This is a genomic window from Parabacteroides gordonii MS-1 = DSM 23371, from assembly GCF_000969825.1.
In the GTDB taxonomy this organism is placed as follows: Bacteria; Bacteroidota; Bacteroidia; order Bacteroidales; family Tannerellaceae; genus Parabacteroides; species Parabacteroides gordonii.
Genome location: NZ_KQ033920.1, coordinates 513,447 through 533,927, shown reverse-complemented (window position 1 = coordinate 533,927; position 20,481 = coordinate 513,447). Strand labels below are relative to the sequence as shown.

At 47.2% G+C, this 20,481-nt stretch carries 19 protein-coding genes and 1 tRNA gene; 13 read left to right on the top strand and 7 right to left on the bottom strand.

Annotated features, from left to right (window positions below; genetic code table 11):
* Nucleotides 1–25 precede the first annotated feature (25 nt).
* From HMPREF1536_RS19220 to HMPREF1536_RS19190, 7 genes are all read right to left on the bottom strand, one after another.
* Nucleotides 26–2,500 (bottom strand): hypothetical protein, encoded by a 2,475-nt coding sequence (locus HMPREF1536_RS19220; protein WP_028729527.1) that lies wholly within the window; start codon nt 2,498–2,500, stop codon nt 26–28.
* A 49-nt stretch (nt 2,501–2,549) separates the two neighbouring features.
* On the bottom strand, nt 2,550–3,491 hold the full coding sequence (locus HMPREF1536_RS19215; RefSeq protein ID WP_028729528.1) for a FimB/Mfa2 family fimbrial subunit: 942 nt from the start codon (nt 3,489–3,491) through the stop codon (nt 2,550–2,552).
* Nucleotides 3,488–4,648: a DUF3868 domain-containing protein gene (locus tag HMPREF1536_RS19210; protein WP_044193247.1), complete on the bottom strand. Its 1,161-nt coding sequence runs from the start codon at nt 4,646–4,648 to the stop codon at nt 3,488–3,490. Before HMPREF1536_RS19210 ends, HMPREF1536_RS19215 begins: the two co-directional genes overlap by 4 nt.
* 13 nt (nt 4,649–4,661) lie before the next feature.
* Nucleotides 4,662–5,195: a DUF3575 domain-containing protein gene (locus HMPREF1536_RS19205; protein ID WP_044193184.1), complete on the bottom strand. Its 534-nt coding sequence runs from the start codon at nt 5,193–5,195 to the stop codon at nt 4,662–4,664.
* Nucleotides 5,196–5,748: 553 nt separating this feature from the next.
* Nucleotides 5,749–6,990, bottom strand: a complete 1,242-nt coding sequence (locus HMPREF1536_RS19200) for a site-specific integrase (RefSeq protein ID WP_028729530.1) — start codon at nt 6,988–6,990, stop codon at nt 5,749–5,751.
* Between the two features lie 50 nt (nt 6,991–7,040).
* The gene (locus HMPREF1536_RS19195) at nt 7,041–9,458 is read right to left on the bottom strand and encodes a TonB-dependent receptor (protein WP_028729531.1); all 2,418 of its coding nucleotides are present in this window, start codon (nt 9,456–9,458) and stop codon (nt 7,041–7,043) included.
* A gap of 86 nt (nt 9,459–9,544) precedes the next feature.
* A tRNA-Ser gene (locus HMPREF1536_RS19190) sits at nt 9,545–9,632 on the bottom strand.
* A 399-nt stretch (nt 9,633–10,031) separates the two neighbouring features.
* Here HMPREF1536_RS19190 and HMPREF1536_RS19185 point away from each other — a divergent pair.
* The 13 genes from HMPREF1536_RS19185 to HMPREF1536_RS19130 all read left to right on the top strand — a co-directional run bounded on the left by HMPREF1536_RS19185 (nt 10,032) and on the right by HMPREF1536_RS19130 (nt 20,210).
* Nucleotides 10,032–10,646, top strand: coding sequence for a TetR/AcrR family transcriptional regulator (locus HMPREF1536_RS19185; RefSeq protein WP_028729532.1), 615 nt, complete (start codon nt 10,032–10,034; stop codon nt 10,644–10,646).
* Nucleotides 10,647–10,743: 97 nt separating this feature from the next.
* A complete protein-coding gene (locus HMPREF1536_RS19180) occupies nt 10,744–11,850 on the top strand; it encodes a tyrosine-type recombinase/integrase (RefSeq protein ID WP_028729533.1) in 1,107 nt (368 codons plus the stop codon).
* 79 nt (nt 11,851–11,929) lie between these two features.
* On the top strand, nt 11,930–12,943 hold the full coding sequence (locus tag HMPREF1536_RS19175; RefSeq protein ID WP_028729534.1) for a hypothetical protein: 1,014 nt from the start codon (nt 11,930–11,932) through the stop codon (nt 12,941–12,943).
* Between the two features lie 78 nt (nt 12,944–13,021).
* Nucleotides 13,022–13,747 carry a hypothetical protein gene (locus HMPREF1536_RS19170; protein ID WP_028729535.1) on the top strand — a complete coding sequence of 242 codons (726 nt, stop codon included), beginning with the start codon at nt 13,022–13,024 and terminating at the stop codon, nt 13,745–13,747.
* A gap of 73 nt (nt 13,748–13,820) precedes the next feature.
* Nucleotides 13,821–14,615: a hypothetical protein gene (locus HMPREF1536_RS19165; RefSeq protein ID WP_028729536.1), complete on the top strand. Its 795-nt coding sequence runs from the start codon at nt 13,821–13,823 to the stop codon at nt 14,613–14,615.
* A gap of 61 nt (nt 14,616–14,676) precedes the next feature.
* Nucleotides 14,677–14,874, top strand: coding sequence for a hypothetical protein (locus HMPREF1536_RS19160; protein WP_028729537.1), 198 nt, complete (start codon nt 14,677–14,679; stop codon nt 14,872–14,874).
* Nucleotides 14,875–14,884: 10 nt separating this feature from the next.
* Entirely contained in the window at nt 14,885–15,349 is a 465-nt protein-coding gene (locus HMPREF1536_RS19155) for a hypothetical protein (RefSeq protein WP_028729538.1), read from the top strand.
* A gap of 3 nt (nt 15,350–15,352) precedes the next feature.
* Nucleotides 15,353–15,904, top strand: coding sequence for a hypothetical protein (locus HMPREF1536_RS19150; RefSeq protein WP_028729539.1), 552 nt, complete (start codon nt 15,353–15,355; stop codon nt 15,902–15,904).
* Nucleotides 15,889–16,068, top strand: a complete 180-nt coding sequence (locus HMPREF1536_RS28245; protein ID WP_225608096.1) for a hypothetical protein — start codon at nt 15,889–15,891, stop codon at nt 16,066–16,068. Before HMPREF1536_RS19150 ends, HMPREF1536_RS28245 begins: the two co-directional genes overlap by 16 nt.
* On the top strand, nt 15,983–16,777 hold the full coding sequence (locus tag HMPREF1536_RS19145; protein WP_233426428.1) for a helix-turn-helix domain-containing protein: 795 nt from the start codon (nt 15,983–15,985) through the stop codon (nt 16,775–16,777). The genes HMPREF1536_RS28245 and HMPREF1536_RS19145 overlap by 86 nt, the downstream gene beginning before the upstream one ends.
* A gap of 31 nt (nt 16,778–16,808) precedes the next feature.
* Entirely contained in the window at nt 16,809–17,711 is a 903-nt protein-coding gene (locus HMPREF1536_RS19140) for an RteC domain-containing protein (RefSeq protein ID WP_009291861.1), read from the top strand.
* A gap of 104 nt (nt 17,712–17,815) precedes the next feature.
* Nucleotides 17,816–18,175 carry a helix-turn-helix domain-containing protein gene (locus HMPREF1536_RS19135; protein ID WP_028729542.1) on the top strand — a complete coding sequence of 120 codons (360 nt, stop codon included), beginning with the start codon at nt 17,816–17,818 and terminating at the stop codon, nt 18,173–18,175.
* Nucleotides 18,138–20,210: an AAA family ATPase gene (locus HMPREF1536_RS19130; RefSeq protein ID WP_028729541.1), complete on the top strand. Its 2,073-nt coding sequence runs from the start codon at nt 18,138–18,140 to the stop codon at nt 20,208–20,210. The genes HMPREF1536_RS19135 and HMPREF1536_RS19130 overlap by 38 nt, the downstream gene beginning before the upstream one ends.
* Nucleotides 20,211–20,481: the final 271 nt, after the last annotated feature.

Below are 20,481 nucleotides of genomic sequence, written 5' to 3'. Positions count from 1 at the left end.
TGGAGATGGCCGATAACGTCACCTATTAGAGGCCAACCGACTTCTTCTTTAAGATTACTGTCAGGTCACCTTCACCGGCTTCAGTGTTGGTGAAGGTTAAGGTGATGTTTCCTGTATCATCAGGGGTATCACCGGAAGTAAAGGTGTATACCTGGTTTCCTCCGGCAGTAATAGCTGTTGTACCGGCATTTGTACCATCCAGTTTTAACCAACCGGCACCTATAAACGGAGTCTCCAAACTGGTAATACTTGCTCCTGTCGGAGCTGTAACAGTCAATGTGAATGTATTCGAAGAAAGAGTAGCCAGATCAATCGTATAGCTTCCGTCACCATTATCTGTAACTGCACTATAATCATCTCCCAGTACTACCGTCGGAGCCGCACTCTTCGGAGTAATTGCCAGCGTAGAGATAACGGATTCCTCAGCCTTGTTTTTGAAGGTGACGGTAACGGCACTTCCGGCGGTTAATTGGCTAGCATCCGGTATGTTGATCTTGAATATACCCGGAGTCCCGGACTCTTCAACCACAGTTAACTTATCGCTCGATGATGTTGCTATAACCGCTCCCGCATCCGCACTTTCCGTACAAGTTGCCTTTACATAAATAGTACTATTATCGATCAGGAACATATTTGCGGTAGCTTCATTAGAATCCCCTCCTAATGTTTCACTGTTGTAGGCACTCGCTACATAAGTTTCTTTCTTATCGTTTTCTACAATCGTAGGCTTAGATGCTTTCTTATGTTCGATAGTTAGTGTGACCTTGTTAGTATCGCCGCTTTCCTTGCTCTTGAACTCGATGGTTGCATTATCTGCTGCAGTGCTGGCATCAGTTATTGTAACCCGATAAGTTGTAGTGAAGCCTTCGGTTGAGATAGCTTTTACGGAATAACCTTCCACATCAGCAACTTCAGCCAAACCGTCTACACAGAACAGACTAAATGAGACGTAGCTGCCTACCGCTTTGGCCATGGTAGCTTTAGGAGCTGCCGGATCTGCCGTCAGGTCGAGCGTATTGCCTTTGCTGTTACCTTTCTCGACTTCACCGGCTATCGGAGCTGCAGCCGGGCCGGTAAAGGTGAGCGTTGTTTGCAGGTCGGGGTCGTAAGACGCCGCCTGATTGGTGAAGGTGAGCGATACGGGGCGTTTGCCGGTAGCGTCGGCGATGGTTACGGGATAAGTGGTTACCGTCAGGCCGTCTTTTTGTTCTGAAGTAATCTCGCCAACTGTCAGCCAATCTATTTCGTCGGTTTTCGTTACCAATCCACGGCTGTATTCCAATGGGCCGGTAGAAGTCATAACGATATTGAATGATCCGGCATCGGCTGTGCGGTAGAGGGAAGTTATACCTGTTACCTCAGTCGGGACATTATCGCCATCCATCTTATTCATTTCCGGTTTCGCATTATCCGGTTTGATGATTACACCACCACCCGAAGTCCAGTCTTCCACCTCGAATGTGGAATAGATATTCGACTCGGTGACATCGGTAATGCGCAGCTTGTAACGGCTGTTCGCATTGATGGCGATATAGTTGGCGGGAGTATCGGCTGTAGCATCTTCGGGCGTCTTGACTACCGGGATGTTGTAGGTAACGGGGATCTGCTCGCCAGTGGACGGGCTCTTATATTTACCTTTGATGATCAGGTAGCTTTCGTCAGCAGCCAGATTCGGATAGACGTAGAGGGCGCTTTCAAGGGTTCCCTGGTTGGCGTTCTCGCCGGCAAAGGCGACATCGGCATATGTAATCGGATCGGCTGTCGGCGTCCCTCCGAAAAGTGAACCGTTCGGACGGCCCTGCCCCATCGCTACATTCTCGATGGTCAGCTGGGAAGTGGCTGTCGTGTTGTCGATATCGAAGCGGGCGACGATACGTTTCAGCGTAATGGCTACTTTCGATACGCTGCCGCTGATCTTCGTCGTTCCCGTGCCTGTCATGGCTAGCGGGGTTTTGAGGATGTCAGTAGTTCCCAACTTGGCTGTATAGGCGGCTTTGAAAGCATCCAGTTTTGTGCCGGGTGTCGTGATTGTTCCTGCAGTAGCATCTGTTGCAACGGCTTCCAAAGCATCGAAAGCACTTCCATCCGTCTTGAACAGATTATCTTGGTTAGCCACACAAACCAGCGTCAGATATGGCAAGCCTTTCAGTTCGCCCGGCTTGATAGAGGCGGCCCAGGAAGAGCCGGAAGGTTGCAGGATAAACTGGTTACCTGCCGGTGTAGCTTCCGTCATCGTCCAGGTTTCCATATAATGATAATCGGCATCTGTAGCATCCGCTGTGGCTGCGCCAAACAGGTAGACCTTCAGGTTTGCGATCTTGTTCTCGCTATCGGAAGCGATCGCTTTGGTGTACTCGGTGCTCTCGCCGCTTCCGCTGAACACGAGCTGGATCTCGCCGGCGCTGCCGGAAGGGGTCGGCCCTTCGGTGCCGTCTTCATTCGTACAACTGCTTACAAACCCTGCCAGGGCCATAAGCAACATTACATACGTCTTTTTCATAACTACTTTTTTTAAGTGAATACTATATGTTTTAAAATCTGTTTCTTCTTTATCCGATCGCTCCCCCTTCGTCCCAGTCGGAACCGGTGACTTCGGAGACGATCACTTTGTCTTCATAGACGGTGACCAGTATCTCGAACTCCTGCTCGATGTTCTGATCCATATTCATCGGCTTCTTCGAAAAGAAGCGGTAGAGATCGAGGTCGCCCACGATCCGCTCGTCGTTGCGCCACAGACTCCATAGCTGGTGGGTGCCGGAAGTGTAGCGGAAGGTGACGAACTCGCCCGTCACTTCGCCATCGTAATTCATCGCCGCACGCGTCTCGTGGTTGACCTGCGAGGTTCCGATATAAGGCACCGTATAGTTACCCCCCGACGTCAACACTTCACTCTCCCACCCTTTTCCAAAACCGTACTCCGAAGGCAGCCCTTTCATACGCATCCGGTAAGTTCCTCCCTCTGCCGGGGCGTCGGCCATCCACTGCACCGTCACATGCAGCGAAGCATGGGCGTGCGAGAGATAGACCCGCCGGCGAAACATCTCCCCTTCGTCCACATGGAAAGAGAGGTAGCCGTAGTAGAGCCGGCCCGTATTGCCGCGATAGCCCGGCGGGGCTTCGGCGGTGGCGGCACTCAGCGTCATATCACCCAGCCGGCAGTCTGCCGCCTGTTGCACCTCCAGACGGTCGCTCCCGTCTTCTGCCAGGTTGCCCCAGAGGACAACGGTGTAATCGCCTGCCTTCAGGTTGCTTTGCCAGCTGCTGATGCTGTCGCCCCGCAACGTAGCGGTGCCGAGCAGCTTTCCCTCGCTGTCGAAAAGATACTGCTGGAGATTATCTACGTAGACCGACAACTGGTTGTCGCTACTGCTACCCGCGTACCAGTAGTCGAGCCGTGTCGTATACGGACAGACGCCCGGCTCGTCGCCAAACGTACAGCCGGACAGAACTACCACCAGCAGCGTGTAAACTATCTCCGGTATCTTCTTCATTCTTCTTCCGTTTTATCATCCTCGTAGCGCACGATCACTTCGATACGACGCAGCCGGGGAAAGAAATGCTTCAACATATCTTTATAAGGAATACCAGCCTGCAACTCCATCAAATATTTTTCACGCCCGTTGAAAACACCGTAACGGCTGATTACGCGCAAGGCTGCCTCACGGTAAGGGGGCTGATCGCGATCCAGCAAATCGACCAGACCTTCCCAGTCTTCCGCCACCGACGATACCTCCACCAGCCCGCGGGGAATGCCGTACACACTGCGCAGATAGATCGAGAAGAAACGCGACCGGGCTCCCGCCAGCCGCTCATTATTGCCATAATTGCCATCGGGTGAGCTATACCCGCAGATGCGGATGCTCCGAACAGACACAAAGTGCTCCCGCCTGAGCGGGGCAAACAGCCGGTCGATCTTATCGATCTCATACCGGTTATTCTTTAAATCAGGATGGATATCGTCTTTACCGATCGGATAATCGAAATAGAGCACCAGGCTCTCGGTGTCGCGTGGTTTCCGAACGGGCTTTACCGGAGCACTAACTGGAGCACAGCCCTGTTCCCGTGCTTGACACGGGACCGCATGGGCACTATCCCCTCTATCAACTGTGGCCATCCTTTTACCGGCGGGAAGAGGCTTGTTCTCTTGCGATCCTGTGTCAAGCACGGGAACACGCGCCAGCGTATCGACCCCCAGTAGTTGCAGGTCGCAACAATCTTTCAGCTCTTGACGAAGCAGCAGCCTTGCCTTTTGCATCCAGGGAGCATAGGGTATAGACAGGCGGTACTTTATATTTTTGGAAACAGTCTTACGGTTGTCTATCAATACCAGATAAGGGATTGCCGCTGCTTGTCCGGAGATCAGTGCCCGCTCCCGGCGTTCGAAGCGAAACCGTTTGCTGCCGGTGACAACGACAGGCGGCAACTCCATCGCCACATCCTGCCGTTCCACCGCCTGCAAAACAAGCGTGAAGGATACGGCAGTCAGGCTATTGACATGCACATCGTTCAGATCCATTTCAAGAACGATCTGCAGGCTGTCGTTCCGAATGGAGAATTCCTGCGAAGAAATGCGGATGCCCTGTGCCGTTGCCGGAAGAAGGGCAAGTCCGGCAAGTAATACATATATATAATGTAGGATATGTTTCATTTGTCCGGATTTGTTAGCGTAAGAAGTAAATAATAGAGAAGCCGATACGGGTAGGCCCGAAATAGCTACGGGTATAAGCACCGACAGGCTCGGCGCATTCGGCACAACGGTATTTGGTGTATTTCATATAGGCATACCCCCCGCCAATCATGGCTTCCATCCCCCAGCGTTCGCCCAGGGCCCAGTGATAGCCGTAGGTGAGACCGCCACCGTAGAGGTCGCCCCGCAGCACGTGGTTCTTCAGTCCGGAGAGAAAAGGGATTTGCCCGAAGTTGAAATGCCCGTAATGTCCGTGCACCCCAAAGAAATGCCCTTCGAACTTACGGCAGGGCCAGAGGCGCACTTCGGGTTGTATGAGATATAAATTCAACTTCATATCATTAGGAAACTTCCAGGCGTTGTAGGCTCCCCAGACGTCTACCGTAAACCGACGGCCTACACCAAACTCGACTCCGGCGTTAGGAGTCGTTGTTGCCCAAAACAGTACATTTGTTTTCAAAGCAACCTGTTGTCCCGCCACTTGAAGAGGAAAGAACAAAAGACCCATGCAAAAAAGCGATAGATAGAGAACCCTATACATTATACTAATACTAGATTTAGCAACCTTCGACATCGTTCTGTCTCTTGGTAAGAGACGGAACAGGGTTATCAGTAGAAGAAGAAATATCTGAATGATCAGGCTTTCAGGTAGGATTTTAAATGTGATAATCGGTTTCAGAGGAAACAATCAGAAAACAAAAGAGATTGCAATTACAACCAGAAGTATAAATAAAGCTTGTTTATCAGTCAGTCCCGCGTTTTATTAAATTGGGAATGAGGGCTCATATTGGCAAACAATGCATAAACAGCGGATTATCAACAAGAAAGAGTACACAAGTCGCATCAAAATACAGGCATGAAGCTATAAGATAGAAGTAAAAATGATGATGCTTCTTTCTTAATAATAGTAATAATATTCATAAAAGGCATGAATACTAAGGTTACTCATGTCAAAAAAGGCCTTGTTATAATTGCTTTATATAAAAAGAGTTGCTACATTTGCGAAGTTTTAACACAAACGTTCCTCCCCGTTCCGTCTCTTACCAAGAGACAGAATCCATTCAAAAAGCATCCTTGTATTTATCCTTTGAATAATGGCCTTTACCTAAAATCACGATTTCGTTGGCACGATCCAGTTGAGCATTATCCCAATCAGCTATATAAATACGGGTTGTTTTAACAGAGGTATGCCCCATGCCCTTTGAAATTATATCCTCTGAAATTCCTTTTTGTAAAGCTATACTAGCCCATGTATGACGGGCTACATAGGTAGAGAGATCGGCATCGACTAATTTGCCCAACTTTTTCAAACGTTTGTTCTGTAAACGAAGTGCACTTGTATATTCCAGATAGGAAGAATTAGGACTTTTCAATACAGGAAACAGATAGGGCCCGGAAATATTACGATAACGGGCGATCAGCTTCTTCATTACAGGGAGTAAACGAACCTGCAACTGCTGTCCGGTTTTTTGCCGGCAATAGACAAGCTTATCCCCTTTCAGATTCTCTCGCTTCAAATGGGCGAGATCGACAAAGGCCATGCCACGGGCATAATAACAAAACAGGAAGAGGTCGCGTGCCAATGAGAGATCGGGCGACAAGGTTAGTTCCAACGCGATAAGTTGCTGAATAACTTTTTCTTCAACAGCGCGTTTACGGGTTTTCTCGATCCGGGTATGTACATTACTGAACAAGGTCGTGTCGGGCTCCACCAGCCCATCCTTTACCGCACGGTTCCAAATGGCACGGAGGATGCGGAAGTAAAATGAGACTGTGTTATTGCAAAGGCCGGCTGCATAGAGCCAGGACTCATAAGCCCTCAGCAGAGCCGGATCGAGCTCGTCCAGCCTAAGACTCTGCTCCCGGCGGAAATGCATGAACGAGTTTAAAGTGCTCCGGTAATGCCGGGAAGTTTCGAGCTTTCCTTCGGCAGTTAATTCGGTAATCAGATATTCTGCATACTTTTGGAAGTCGGAAACGGCAAAACGTTCACGGCAGGTTGCTACAATTTCATCCACGGAGAGAATTTCTTGCTTCTCCATCGAGCGGATCACGGAACGGATCGTGCCACAATCGCGGTTCAACTGTTCCCGAATCGAACAGAGTTCTTCCATCCGATCACGAACTGTATTGCCGGGTATTTCGACATTTTCCTTCTCCTTCTTCCATTCTTCCCCGGAAACAGTATAAGGCAACTGGATCTTCCGGACTTTACGACGGTAAATGATCTGTACATACAGCGGCATTCTTTTTCCCGCTTCCGCAGACTCCCGTCTTTTAATCTTTACTGATACATTATACATAGGCTCCTTTCATTTTATCATCCAATATAACAAAATGAAAGGAGGTTTGCTTAATGATTGGTACCTTCAAACAGGTCGTGATCCTCTTTCTTCTGGGTAGACTTTGCCTTGAAGTTATTAAACGTATAGCTCAATGTTAACGTGATAAGCGGATAGTTCGGACGGATACGGGTAATCGATTGCAGGTCGGCCGTAGTGATCTTGCTTACATAACGGGCCGAGTTGAACACATCGCGGAAAGCGAGTGTGGCCGACAATTTACGCTTCATCAGCTGCTGGCGGACTGCCAGGTTCATGTACCAGAAAGCGTCGGTACGTCCCTGCGTTGTCACGGAGGGGCCGACAAAGTTACCGTCCAGCTGGATACGGGTCGATTTACCCAGATCGAAGGCATTATTCCAGATAATATCGTAATTGGTACTTTTCTCGTTCGTGCCATTCAGCTTATACTGGTTCTTTACCTTATAATGGTAAAGGCTGCCGTTCAGGTTCATATTCCACCAATGGGTCAGCTGAACCTGACCGCTCAGTTCCAATCCCGTAGAATAATCGTGGCCGACATTAGCCATAGAATCGAGCGTTACTCCTGCTTCGTAAGGGACACGCAGGCGTTCGATCTTGTCTTTACGGCTGCGGTGGAAAACAGTGGCGGAAACGGTGTGTTCACCGATATTCTTTTTGTAGTTGAGTTCAAAGGAGTTGATGTACTCCGAACGGATATCAGGGTTACCGATCTCTGCAGAATAGTAGTCGCGGTAAGTTATATACGGCTCCATAAAAAAGAGTTCCGGGCGGGTGATACGGCGGGAATAGGAAGCCATCAGTTTATGATCTTTCGGGAAAGTATATCCCAGATGTACGGATGGGAAAAACTCGAACTTATTATATTCGCGATCCTTTCCGGGGATAGAGCTGCGAAGTACGCGATGGGTATGTTCGCCCCTCACGCCTGCCTGGAAATCGAATGATTTATAGCTGTCGCCGACAATGGCATAGATGGAGTTTATTCCGTGCTGGAAATAAAAAGTATTGTAGATATCATCCCGCCAGTAAAACTCCTGCTTTTCGGGGCTCCAGAACTGCATACTGTAATCGCCGTCCTCCAGATAAGAGAAATACTGATAGCCGGCTTCAATATGGCCGGTTTTGCTGTACGGGTAATTATAATCGAGGTTTCCGCGGACAGTCCAGCGATGTTCGTCTTCCCAGGCACGGTGTCCCTGTTCACGCTCATTGTTTTTGTTGAACAGGTCGCTCTGGAAATACTCCATAGCATCTCCTCCGTATTTCAGATAAAAACTACCGGTAAGCTGGTGGCCTTTGTCATCAAACTTATGGTCGAAGCCCAGGCTTCCCTGGAAATAGGTTTCGTGCAGGTCATAGTCGTCGCGGCTGTAATAATCGCCGTTGGCAAAAGGCTTATTTTCAACCATACGCACCTCGGTATAATCCAGATCCCCTTTCCGGGTACGACCTCCGTAACCGCCTTCCAGATCCGCATTGAAGGTGGTATGGGGCAATGTGTACATCCAACCCGCTTTCAGCGAATAGTTGAAGTTATTACTTTCGCGTGGGCCATTGGAATGCGAGGTAGTCGCCGTATCGGCAACGATCGTTGTCTTTTCCTGGTCGAAATGGCTTTTACGCAAACGATCCGTCCAGCCTCCACCAAAATACAGGCGGGAAGCTTTATTTTGCTGGGTAAGTAAAAAGTCTACGCCTCTGGAGAGGAATGTGCTTCCGGTCAGGTTGACCATCCCGCTGAAACCATGTTGCGCATGTTTCTTGGTGATGATATTGATGATACCGACATCGCCGCCTGTATCATGACGGGCAGATGGCGTCGTTATGATCTCTATATTTTCGATATGGCCGGAAGGGATTTGCTCCAATGCCTGTGTACCACTGAATACGCTTGGTTTGCCATCCACATAAACGGTAAATCCGGTACTTCCGCGAAAAGAGACTTCGCCTTCGGCATCCACCCGGATCGACGGGGTATTTTCCAGAATATCGACAGCTGTTCCGCCACTAGCCAGCATATTGGAGGAGGCTTCGATCACCTTCTTATCCAGTTTATAGATCACCTGTTTCTTTTGGGCGACTACTTCCACTTCAGCCAGCCCTACTTCAAGAGGTTTCATGGGGATCGTACCCAGATCGACCACAGCCGATGAAGATGCCAGCACAATATCCGGGCGGGTAAACAGGTCGTACCCTACCAGCCGGATCATCAGGCTATACTCTCCGTTCTTCACATCTGCGATTCCGAAACTCCCATCCATATCAGGCAGGGCATGGAATACAGGATTACTATCTCCTTTCTTAAAAAGGAGAACGTCTGCAAAATCTAATGGCTTATTGGTACCGGCATCCACAATTTTCCCTTTAATACGGGATATCGGAGTGGCTGCAGCAGACAGAGAAACACACAATAAGGTCACAATGAGATAAAAACACTTCTTCATTTCTTCACACCAGTCATTTGTTAACAGTGGTGCGAAGATAGCATTTTCATCGCGTCTACACAATTATTATGTAAAAAGATTTTTTGCGGAGAGAGCGGGATTCGAACCCGCGAAACCCTTTAGGGGTTTACACGCTTTCCAGGCGTGCCTCTTCAACCACTCGAGCATCTCTCCTTTTGGGAAGGTTGGGAGAACATACAGCCCTCCATAAAATAAAAAAAGCAGCTTTTTATGCTGCTTCGCGGAGAGACAGGGTTTTGAACCTACAACTCTAACCGCTTATATTTCAGCTACTTTGCTTTCAAAATTTCAAATAGGTAACGAAACAGTAACGATTTTCAACCGTTAAGCCTGTCCAACTTTGACCGCTGTTTGTCTGCCTAACTTTCGGGTTCAAAGATACGGCTTTCTTTTGAAACTCGCAAACATCTGATAATAAATATTTTTGGATTAGTGCAAGGTGCAAGCTATATATATAAATATATACTTGCACCTTGCACTAAAAAAAAGCACTGGGGTACAAATGGTTAAAACAAAATCCGTATCTTCGTAACCGATTAAAAACAAACGTGTATGATAATAACTAACCGTGAAGAAGTAATAGATAAAGCATTTGGGGTATTTGTCAGGATGAACTACGAGAAAGCAAGCATCATCACGCTTGCCAAAGCCTGCGGAGTGACAAAAACGGGTATCGTTTATTATTTTCCGCACAAGCTGGATTTATTCATGGCTGTGGCAGACAAATACGTGTTAAAAATGCACGAACCGGAAAACAAGTTTGAAACTCCTGCCGATACGTTGGAGAAGTTCATCGGGCAATACGTGGCGGGGGTAGCCGCTTCCATGAAAAGGATTGTTGAACTGATTGACGATAATAACAGCCCACATGATTGTAGCCCCAGCTTCTACTACTTTCATTTCCTGTCACAAGTGCGTACGTACTATCCGGGCATCAGGCAGAAAATCGAAAGAGTATTCAGCCATGACCATGACCTGTGGGCGAAAGTCGTGCAGAAAGCAAAAGAAAGCGGGGAAATCAGAAGTGACACGGACGTGAGGAAAACGGCTACCATGTTCCGGCAAATGTTTTTAGGACTGTCATACGAACAAGCATTTCTGAACGGTTTGAACGTGGACGAACTGGCAGAAAACTTTCGCTATATCTATTCGCTGCTTAAAGCCTGATACAGTTTTGTTTTTTTAACCTCTATTATTTTTGAACGTATGTTCAAAATGTGGCGTTTTTGTTTTATCTTTGGAGCATGAAGCAAAATTCAGCGACATGGATAAGGTTCAGAAACAAAGAGGAAGCATCGTGCTACACAAAGAAACAAGGGACGGTGCAGACTACATACGAATAGAATATGCGAACAGTCAGGCTGTAACCCAACTGCTCGCCCAAGACACGGGCATGGAAATGGCTGGCAACGGTTCTGCATACATAGCGTCAGCCGCTTTCAGCCTGCCGGATTTCTACGACCGCTATTCACCCCACGCCTATATTGATTACAGCCGGATTTACGTGCGGCATCCCAAACCTAAAAGGGAATACACACTGCCGAAAGGCTATCTCGAACTGCTGGAACAGAAGCGTTACAGCCCCTCGACAGTCAAAACATACCGTGCCTATTTCAGCGATTTCATGGAATATCACAAGGGACGGAACATCGACCGCCTGAAAGTGCCGGACATCAACAAGTACATACTCTATCTTGTGAACGAGAAGAAAATCTCGGTGTCGCAACAGAATATGCGCATCAATGCTATCAAGTTCTATTACGAGCAGGTGAAAGGCGGCAAACGGCAATACTACGGCGGTATCACCCGTGCCAAAGAGTACAAGAGCCTGCCCGAAGTGTTGAGCAAGAATGAAATTAAGCGCATCCTTGCACAAATTTCCAACATCAAGCATCACTGCATGATTTCGTTGGTTTACTCTGCCGGACTTAGAAGAAGCGAATTGCTTAACCTGACCCCGCAGGACATCAACAGTGAAACAATGTCGGTTCGCATTATGGGCAAGGGGAAGAAATGCCGTTATTCGCTCCTTTCACCCAAATTGCTGGAAGAACTACGGCACTACTTTCGGGAATATCGTCCACAAAAATGGCTGTTTGAGGGCGAAACACCCGGAGAGCAATATTCGGCAAGTGCATTGGTGAAAGTGCTGAAAGAAGCCGCACATCGTGCTGGCATCAAACACCGTGTACACGTACATATGCTGCGCCACTCCTTTGCCACACACTTGCTGGAACAGGGAACAGACCTGCACACGATACAGGAATTGCTGGGACACAACGACATCAAGACCACAACCATTTATCTTCATGTGTCAAGTGCCCATAAAGCAAAAATCCCTAATCCTCTTGATACACTGGATAATTCGTGAGGTGCAGTTATAGGAATGTAGGAACGACACCATAAGGTGCGGTTATAAATAAATTATCAACAAAAACGGAATTTTAATCATGAAAGCGAAACTGAAAATAATAAAAGATTGGGAGTTTGGCGGAATTGAATTGTCTGGCACTTCTTTCAAATATAGTCCACTTGGCGGCAAAGGGATGATAGTTCGTAGCGAAGATGAAATTGTATTCTCTGTTTATCATTCACAGCAAAAGTCGAAAGGAGTGCTATGGATAAAAGGAGATATTTCCCAATTTATCCCCACTCCAAAACCCCAAGAAGTGCAAGACCCCGTACTTTTATCTTGTAATAACGGAATATTATTTCTTTGTGGAGCCAGCAAAACTCTTTGGTGGTTATCTGAAATAAATGGTGATTGGACTTCTATTTCTATGGATAACTGGTGTGCCGGAGGCATACCTATGCCAATAGCTGTTACTGGAGAACATGATGTATTTCCTATTGTATGTAGAGTGGATAGGGTTTTGGAAGCAACAAATAGTTTCACAACTTTGACTGTCAATTTTGCAACAATGACTGCCCGTTGGTCTGACATTGGTTCTTGTGTATATAACAAAGCTGGAACTCGGCAGGCGCATCTTGATTCGGTGACAAAAGCGAATGGAGATTTCTCCAAAGCAGTTTTCAATTATAACTATCCTCTGATAGGTTCTATGCAAGAACAGGCTGGACATTTATATGCTTTTTTGGAAAGCAGCACAATTAATCCGGCAGGTTTGGTTGGAATGGGATATTATTGGTATATAGAGTTGGAGTTTAACGGCTTGTTTAAAAATAAATTGTGGGGTAAAGACAATTTAAGCCGTTTGCCCGGAAAACATGGGATGCGAGGTAAATTCTCAGGGGATAGAACTTGGCTAATTTTATCTTCCATTTTCAAAACAGATGAATGGAAAGGCAAGCAAAAACTATTACGCCTTTCTGATTGTACTTTAGTTGACCTCGTTATGCCTCGTGGATATAGTGCTTTCCGAGTGTTAGATGTTTGGAATAACCGGGCATTTATCTGTAATGAAGATAACAAGCTGGCTCTTTGTGAAATAATATGGGAGTAAGTAATTATAAATGTTGATAACAAGCCAAGATAGCTGCTGAACGCAGCTCCTTGTCAAGCCATTAGCTGTAATAGAAGCATGAAAAAGATTATTTTCTACATATCGGCACTTCTGTTTTGCTTGCCTATACAAGCACAACAGCGTTTCTTCGGTGTCATTCAGGATGCGGACGGATATGTAAATGTACGTGATACAAGTGGAACAGTAATAGGCAAATTATTGGATAATCATGTGTTTGTCGATTGGGATGCACAAAAGAGCCATAAAGAATGGCATAGCGTAGAGTATGGAGCAGAAACGGGCATAACCAAGACTTGCCCGAATGGAAATACCCATATAGGAGAAATCCATAAAAGCCGCATCCGTTATTTGGCAGATTTGCCACAGTTGAAGAAACAGCCGCAAAGCACAGATAAATGCCTTGTATATGCCAACGACACATTAACTGTAAAGATAGACTTCCAAAATTTTAATCCACAAAAACATGCCATTGTTTATGATTTGGAAGCAGGTTTTGTTCGGAGTATTGACGGTTGTTCTGACTTGACAGGCATAGATGATAATATTCCGCATGAAGAATACGCATCTGTCACCGTCAAGCACCCTGCCGGAATATTGGAATTTCCAACAGCATACATAACACATCTATACGAACCGAGCCGAAACAATGTTGTCGTGGCATTGGGTAAAGGAAACTCACTGTTCATCAGCACGCAGAACAGTGACGGTGCAGGCGGATATTATGCCGTATGGACAGTAGAAAATTATCTTGTTAAAAGTCTGTTTGTGCTACATGACTTTTGACTAAAATACAGCTAACAACGCAGGATAACGGACGAGCCGTTCCCTGCTAACCATTAGCAAAAACAGAAAGTCTATGAACAAAGAATACCATGTATTAGAAGTAGAGGACACAAGTTCTGCGGAGTTTACAAAGAACTATTGGAAAAAGCAGCCGAAATTCTCTTTGAGAGAATATATCAAAGAAAACGGTGCGTATCCTGAACAAATTCCCGATTTAAATCTTGAAATTAGGATTTATGATGATGTGGAATTTAATAGGCTGAATGATTTTATTTTCAGCCCGATAGAGCATTTGTGTATATCCGAAAAGGTCAAAAACATCATAGAACTTTGTTCTTTACCCGAACATCGTTTTTTTAATGTAGATGTTTATATGCCTAAAAAAAGGAATAAAGTAGATGCCAACTATTATGCTCTACATTATGACTTTACCTATATTCAAAATGATATATTAGGAATGATTGATTATGAAAAATCTAATATTCGGATAAAAACAAAAGCAGGAGAATATCACTTAGTAAGAGATAGAAAAGATGTAGAGAACTTGCCTATACATAACAAAACTATATCGGAAATGATAAGTAAGTTGTCTGAAACGGCAAAGCTAAGAGAAAAAAATCAGAAACAAATATCTACTTTATCTGAGGAGTATTGGAATTTTGAACAAGTTGATAGGATATATTTTAATCGTTCTTTTGATTTTTCAATGGATTTGTTTCAAATACCCTACTTTTCATGGATGATTTATATATCTGACAAACTAAAAGAGGAACTTGAACGAAATCGCATTACAGGAATAACATTTTCAATTCCGGGTAATAGACAGTATTTTGTTCATAGACCTAACCCAATATTAGAATGGGTATAATATTTTGCTAACAAGGTCGAGATAACAGCTAAACGTTGTTCCTCACCAAACCATTAACAATATGAGTAGCCTTATCACAGTAAAGAGATTTGGAAAAGTTCTGATATGGGTATGGAACAGATGTATAAAGAAAGCCGCCATTCCTTATGAAGAACTTGATTTCCATTACCCCGATTGGGCTTTCAATATTACAGGTTGTATCTTTTTCGGGGTTGTGGTAGGTGTTACCCTGCTTTATTTTGCTTTTATAAAACAGTAAACTATTCCCAATGAAAGCTCGACTAAAATACCCGATATTTTCATTCTCTCCCCGAAACAACGTGGTATATGTTTGTTGGGAAGAGAATACATATAATACCACAAGTATAACATGGTTCAAGCGGAACAAACGTGAAAAGAACATTGTAGTAGATGCTTCAGGTATGATGTACACAATAAAATCAGCCCATTTCATCCGCTGGAAAGGCATACGTGGATTTATAGGTATGCAGTGCGGCATTATTGAAATAGAGAATGAATACGAGGAAAATCCCGTCCGCATTACTTTACGGACATTACAGGAGATTGTCGTTAAGCGATACCCAAAAACACAAGAATATCGTTCCGGGCTTTGGGAAAACGCAGATGAATTCACACAGACCGTATTCAGATGCAAGAGTTTTGAGGAACTGGCAGAATTGTTCAGATGTTGCCCCTCTAAAAATATTTTATTGAAGATTTGGCGGGGGTATTGAAAGATGAAAACGAAGTTAAAATACCCGATATTCAGTTTTGCCCCCAAAGGCAACATGATATACGTGTTTCGCAAGGAAGAACTGTACACAACGACCAATACCAAGTTGTTGAAGAAGCGGAAGAACTACATTGTTGTGGATGCAACCGGGACGAAATATGTTGAAAAGAGGGCGCACAAAGTGAAGTGGCAAGGTATATTGGGATATTGCATCAGGATGCAGGGACGAGTGATTTCCATTGAATACGAGTACGGGGACGACCCCGAACCGTTCCCGTTACGGAAACTGCAAGAACTGGTAGCGGAACGATACCCCAAGACACGGTGGTTCAAGGAAGAATGCTGGAACAGCGCAGACGAGTTCCGGCAAGTGATTTTCGCCTGCAAGAGCTTTGAGGAAGTGGCGGACATACTGATGCCCGAACGAAAAACGAGCGTTTGGCAACGCATTGAAGAATATTTCCTGCGGGCAGGTTTTCTTATGCTTGCCGCCATGTTCCTTTATCACGTGGTTTGGCGGCTAATCCAAAAGGTCTGGCTATGGGCTACCGGGTAACGTACAGGAAACAAATCAATTTATTCAGATATGGAACAACGTATTACATCACTATTGCTTCCCGCTCCCGAAGCGGAGCTGGAAGCGTCCTGCAAGGAACTGGACGAAAAGGTAACATGGCTGCTGCACAACAGCCGGAAAATGGACAACTACTTGGAACTTAAACCGTTCAGCAAGGACGGGCGGCTGTGCGCCCACGTGTGCGACACGCTCAAAAGCCTGCCGGAAACGCCGACACTGGCGGCATACAAGGACTACAAGGCAATCATCATCCTGCTGGGTATGTCCACCACCCGTTACGCCATACTGGACGAACTGGCGGAACAGCACCGCAAGCGGGACGACATACCCGAACTGACCGCCTACTGCGATGCGCTCCACTGGATGCGACCGGGGCGGCAGTACCTATGCAACGTGTACAACACGGTATGCCACGCTTTCCACCTGCTGCGGAGAAACCCGGTAAGGGACAACCGACTGCTGGTGACGGAAAAGGAGCTGCGCCACGCCGAACGGATGCTGCCGGAACTGGGCAGGCAGACGTTCACCGAAATGGTACGTCTGAAAGGCTACATGGTCTATGATGCCGAGCAACTGGCGGACAAATGCGGCATGGAATACGGCTCGTTCCGGCGAAAGGTAAAGAAAATGACCGGGTACACGGCTAAGGAATGGGTGATAAAGGAACGGGTAAAGGACGTGGAACACTACCTGTTGAACACAAACCTCACGCTTACCGAAGTGGCGTTCACCACCGGGTTCGCATCGACATCGAACCTGAACGACTTCTGCAAGGCGTATCTTTTAGATACCCCCGGAGAAATACGCAGAAAAGCGCAGGAAACAAGAAAATGCACAGTTACAAGAACGTAATGTGAAAAATCAAGAATAAAACAGATTTTTTATGCCCGTAACTTTGTGCTTCATAAAAGATAAGCACAAGGTTATGGAACATAAGATACTGTTGGAAACATACTTCGCCGGACTGCTTCAAAAAGTGGAATGGCAGATACAGGAATACGAGGACACCGCAGCGGACACGCTGACGCTTTGCCGCCTGTGCGTGGACTACCTGCAAGAGATACTGGGCGAACTCAAAACCTTTATAATCTCCTACCCGTTCGCCAGCACGGAGGAAGAAATACACTTCTTCAAGGAACTGAAACCGCTTTTAGCAAGCAAAATCATCTATTACAATACCGTTTACAAGATAGAGGTGCGCTTCCCCAGCGGCAGCGAGGACGTGCAGCGGGACTACCTGCTGTCGGAAACCGACCGGATTTCAAAGTCGTTCCAGCGGAACTTGGCGTTCTACCAGTACCACCGCACGAAAGCCACCTACTTGGACAGGCAGTATTTCATGCGTGGGAAGCCTGACATACAAATCATTGTGGACAGTTTCTATTACGAAACAGACCCACAGTTCAGCACCAGTCACGACTTCAAGGTAGCCAAGATTTTAGCCAACGAACTGCTGGAAATATACCTCACCAACCGACTGCACGAGCTGGAACGCCGGGAACAGCGCAAGCGGGTGAAGAACGGCTTCACGGGAAAGGTGCTGCGCTGGACGGGGACGAAAAGGGCGTTGGTGGAGCTTGTCTATGCACTGGACGCCTGCGGCTGTCTGAACAAGGGAACGGTTGATATAAAGGAGATTGTAGCCTATTTTGAATATGTGTTCGACATCGACCTCGGCGACTTCTACCACACCTACATGGAACTAAAAGCCAAGACCAAAGACCGCACGGGCTTCCTCTCCACCCTGAAAGACAGGTTGCTGCTGCGCATGAGGGAGCAGGATTAGGCAACCGTGCTTTAACAAAATTTATTTCGCCACAGGTGGGTTCGCCTGTGGCGTTTTATTTTTCAGGACACCCGAACTTTGCGGCAAATCAATTAGTTACCATTATGGAAATAATAACATTCGAGTCCAAAGCCTACAAGGAACTGGACAACAAGATTACCGCCATTGCCGACTACATCTTCAACCACGTGGAAACGGCAAGACAAAGCGAGGAAGATATGTGGGTGGACAGCTACGAGGTCTGCACGTTCTTGAAAATAAGCGAAAAGACCCTGCAACGCCTGCGAGTGTCGGGGACTATCGCCTATTCCAACATCAGGGGACGTTATTTCTACAAGGTCAGCGAGATACGCCGGATGCTGGAAGAACGCCTGATAAGGAGCAACAAGGAGAACATCGACAACCTGATAACCAACCACCAACTGTATGCTAAGGAAAGAGGAAATCTTAGAAAGAACAAGTAACGGGCTGGCGGTATTCAAACACTACCTGCCCGGTAACTGGCGCATAGGTCGCAACTTCCTTAACCCGTTGTACGAGGACAGCAAGGCTTCCTGCAACATCTATTTCGACCGCCATAGCGGTATGTACAAGATGAAAGACTTCGGTAACGACAATTATAGCGGCGATTGTTTCTTCTTCGTGGGGCAGTTAAAGGGGCTGGACTGCAATAGGGCGGCTGACTTCGTGGAGATACTGGAAATCATCGACCGGGATTTGGGCTTGGGGCTGGCTTCCGGCACTCCGGTTTCCATTCCCCCGGCAACCGTCCGCCGGGCAGAGCCGGACAAACCCGAAGAAACACCCGAAAAGCCAGTCAAGCCCTACCAGTTCCGGGAACAGAAGTTCCCGCTTGCCGAATTAGTGTACTGGCAACAGTACGGCATCACGCCCGAACTGCTGGAACATTACAAGGTCTGCTCGCTCCGGGAATACAACAGTGAAACGGCAGAGGGGAAGCCGTACACCTACATTTCATCGGTGGCAGAACCCATGTACGGCTACAAGGGCAAACAGCACATCAAGCTGTACCGCCCGTTCTCCACACCCCGTTTCCTCTACGGCGGCAGCTTCGGCGAGAACTATTGTTTCGGGCTGGAGCAACTGCCCGCCAAAGGTGACACGCTCTTTATCACGGGTGGCGAGAAAGACGTACTTTCACTGGCGGCGCATGGTTTTCACGCTATCTGCTTCAACAGCGAAACGGTGACGATACCGCCCACGCTGGTTTATAGGCTGACGTTCCGCTTCAAGCACATCGTCCTGCTCTTTGACATGGACAAGACGGGCAGGGAAAGTTCACGCAAGCAGGAAAAATTATTGGAAGAATTTGGCGTGAAACGCCTGCTGCTCCCGCTTCCGGGAACGAAAGAGGAAAAGGACATTTCCGACTACTTCAAAGCCGGGAACACCCGTGAAGATTTCCTGAAACTGTTTATCGAATTTTTAGACAACCTGTATAGTGACACACTAATTATGCTAAAATCGTGCGAGATAGATTTCAACAACCCGCCCGCCAAAGCGCAAGAGATTATTTCGGCGGGTGACGTTCCGTTAGGAACACAAGGCAACCTGTTCGGCATCACCGGGGGCGAGGGAACGGGCAAGAGCAATTATGTAGCCGCAATCGTGGCGGGCTGCATCTGCCCCGCTGGTGCGGACATAGATACGCTGGGCATACAGATAACCGCCAACGGCAGGCACAAGGCGGTCTTGCTCTATGACACCGAACAGTCGGAAGTGCAACTGTTCAAGAATGTAAGCAACCTGCTGGCACGAGCGGGGCAGCAGGACAAACCCAATGAGCTGAAAGCGTTCTGCCTGACTGGTATGTCACGCAAGGAACGCCTGAACGCCATTGTGCAGAGCATGGATAAGTTCTACTACCAGTACGGCGGCATCCAGTTGGTCGTCATTGACGGCATCGCCGACCTTGTGAAAAGTGCCAACGATGAAGCGGAAAGCGTGGCGGTGATAGATGAACTTTATCGGCTGGCGGGCATCTACAACACGTGTATTCTGTGCGTGCTGCACTTCGTCCCTAACGGTTTGAAACTGCGGGGACATTTGGGCAGCGAGTTGCAGCGCAAGGCGGCTACAATCCTTTCGATAGAGAAAGACGATGAACCCGCCCAGTCGGTGGTAAAAGCCCTGAAAGTAAGGGACGGAAGCCCGCTGGACGTGCCGCTGATGCTCTTTGCATGGGACAAGGAAGCGGGGATGCACGTGTACAAGGGCGAGAAGCCCCGTGAGGAAAAGGAGAAGCGCAAGGAAAGGGAACTGGTGAATGTCGCACGTGACATCTTCGGGCGGCAGACACGCATCACCTACATAGACCTTTGCGAGCAGTTGCAGCAGGTCTTGGACATCAAGGAACGCACCGCAAAGAGCTATATCCGCTTCATGCGGGAAAGGGACATCATCACCAAAGACACGGCGAACCAAAGCTGTTTTGTCATCGGTTCATATAATCTTCAAAGGAACACAAGCTGCCCGTAGGCGCATGGGCTGAACTTGTGTATTTTTAGGTGCTTGTGTCCTGCCCTGTTGTGAAACACGGCAGGATTTTTTCTGTTTGCACGTGAAAATTCAGGGTATTTGCTTAACTTTGCAGAAGTTACACGAAAAAAGTAACGGCAGTTGGACGGCGGTTGCCGGAATATTGCCTTTATATATAACATATACGTTCGCCGAACGTCCCAAAGTAGAAAACTGGCACTTTTCAAAATGTGGGGATATTCAGCGCAGGATATGCTATGCGTTTGTCATA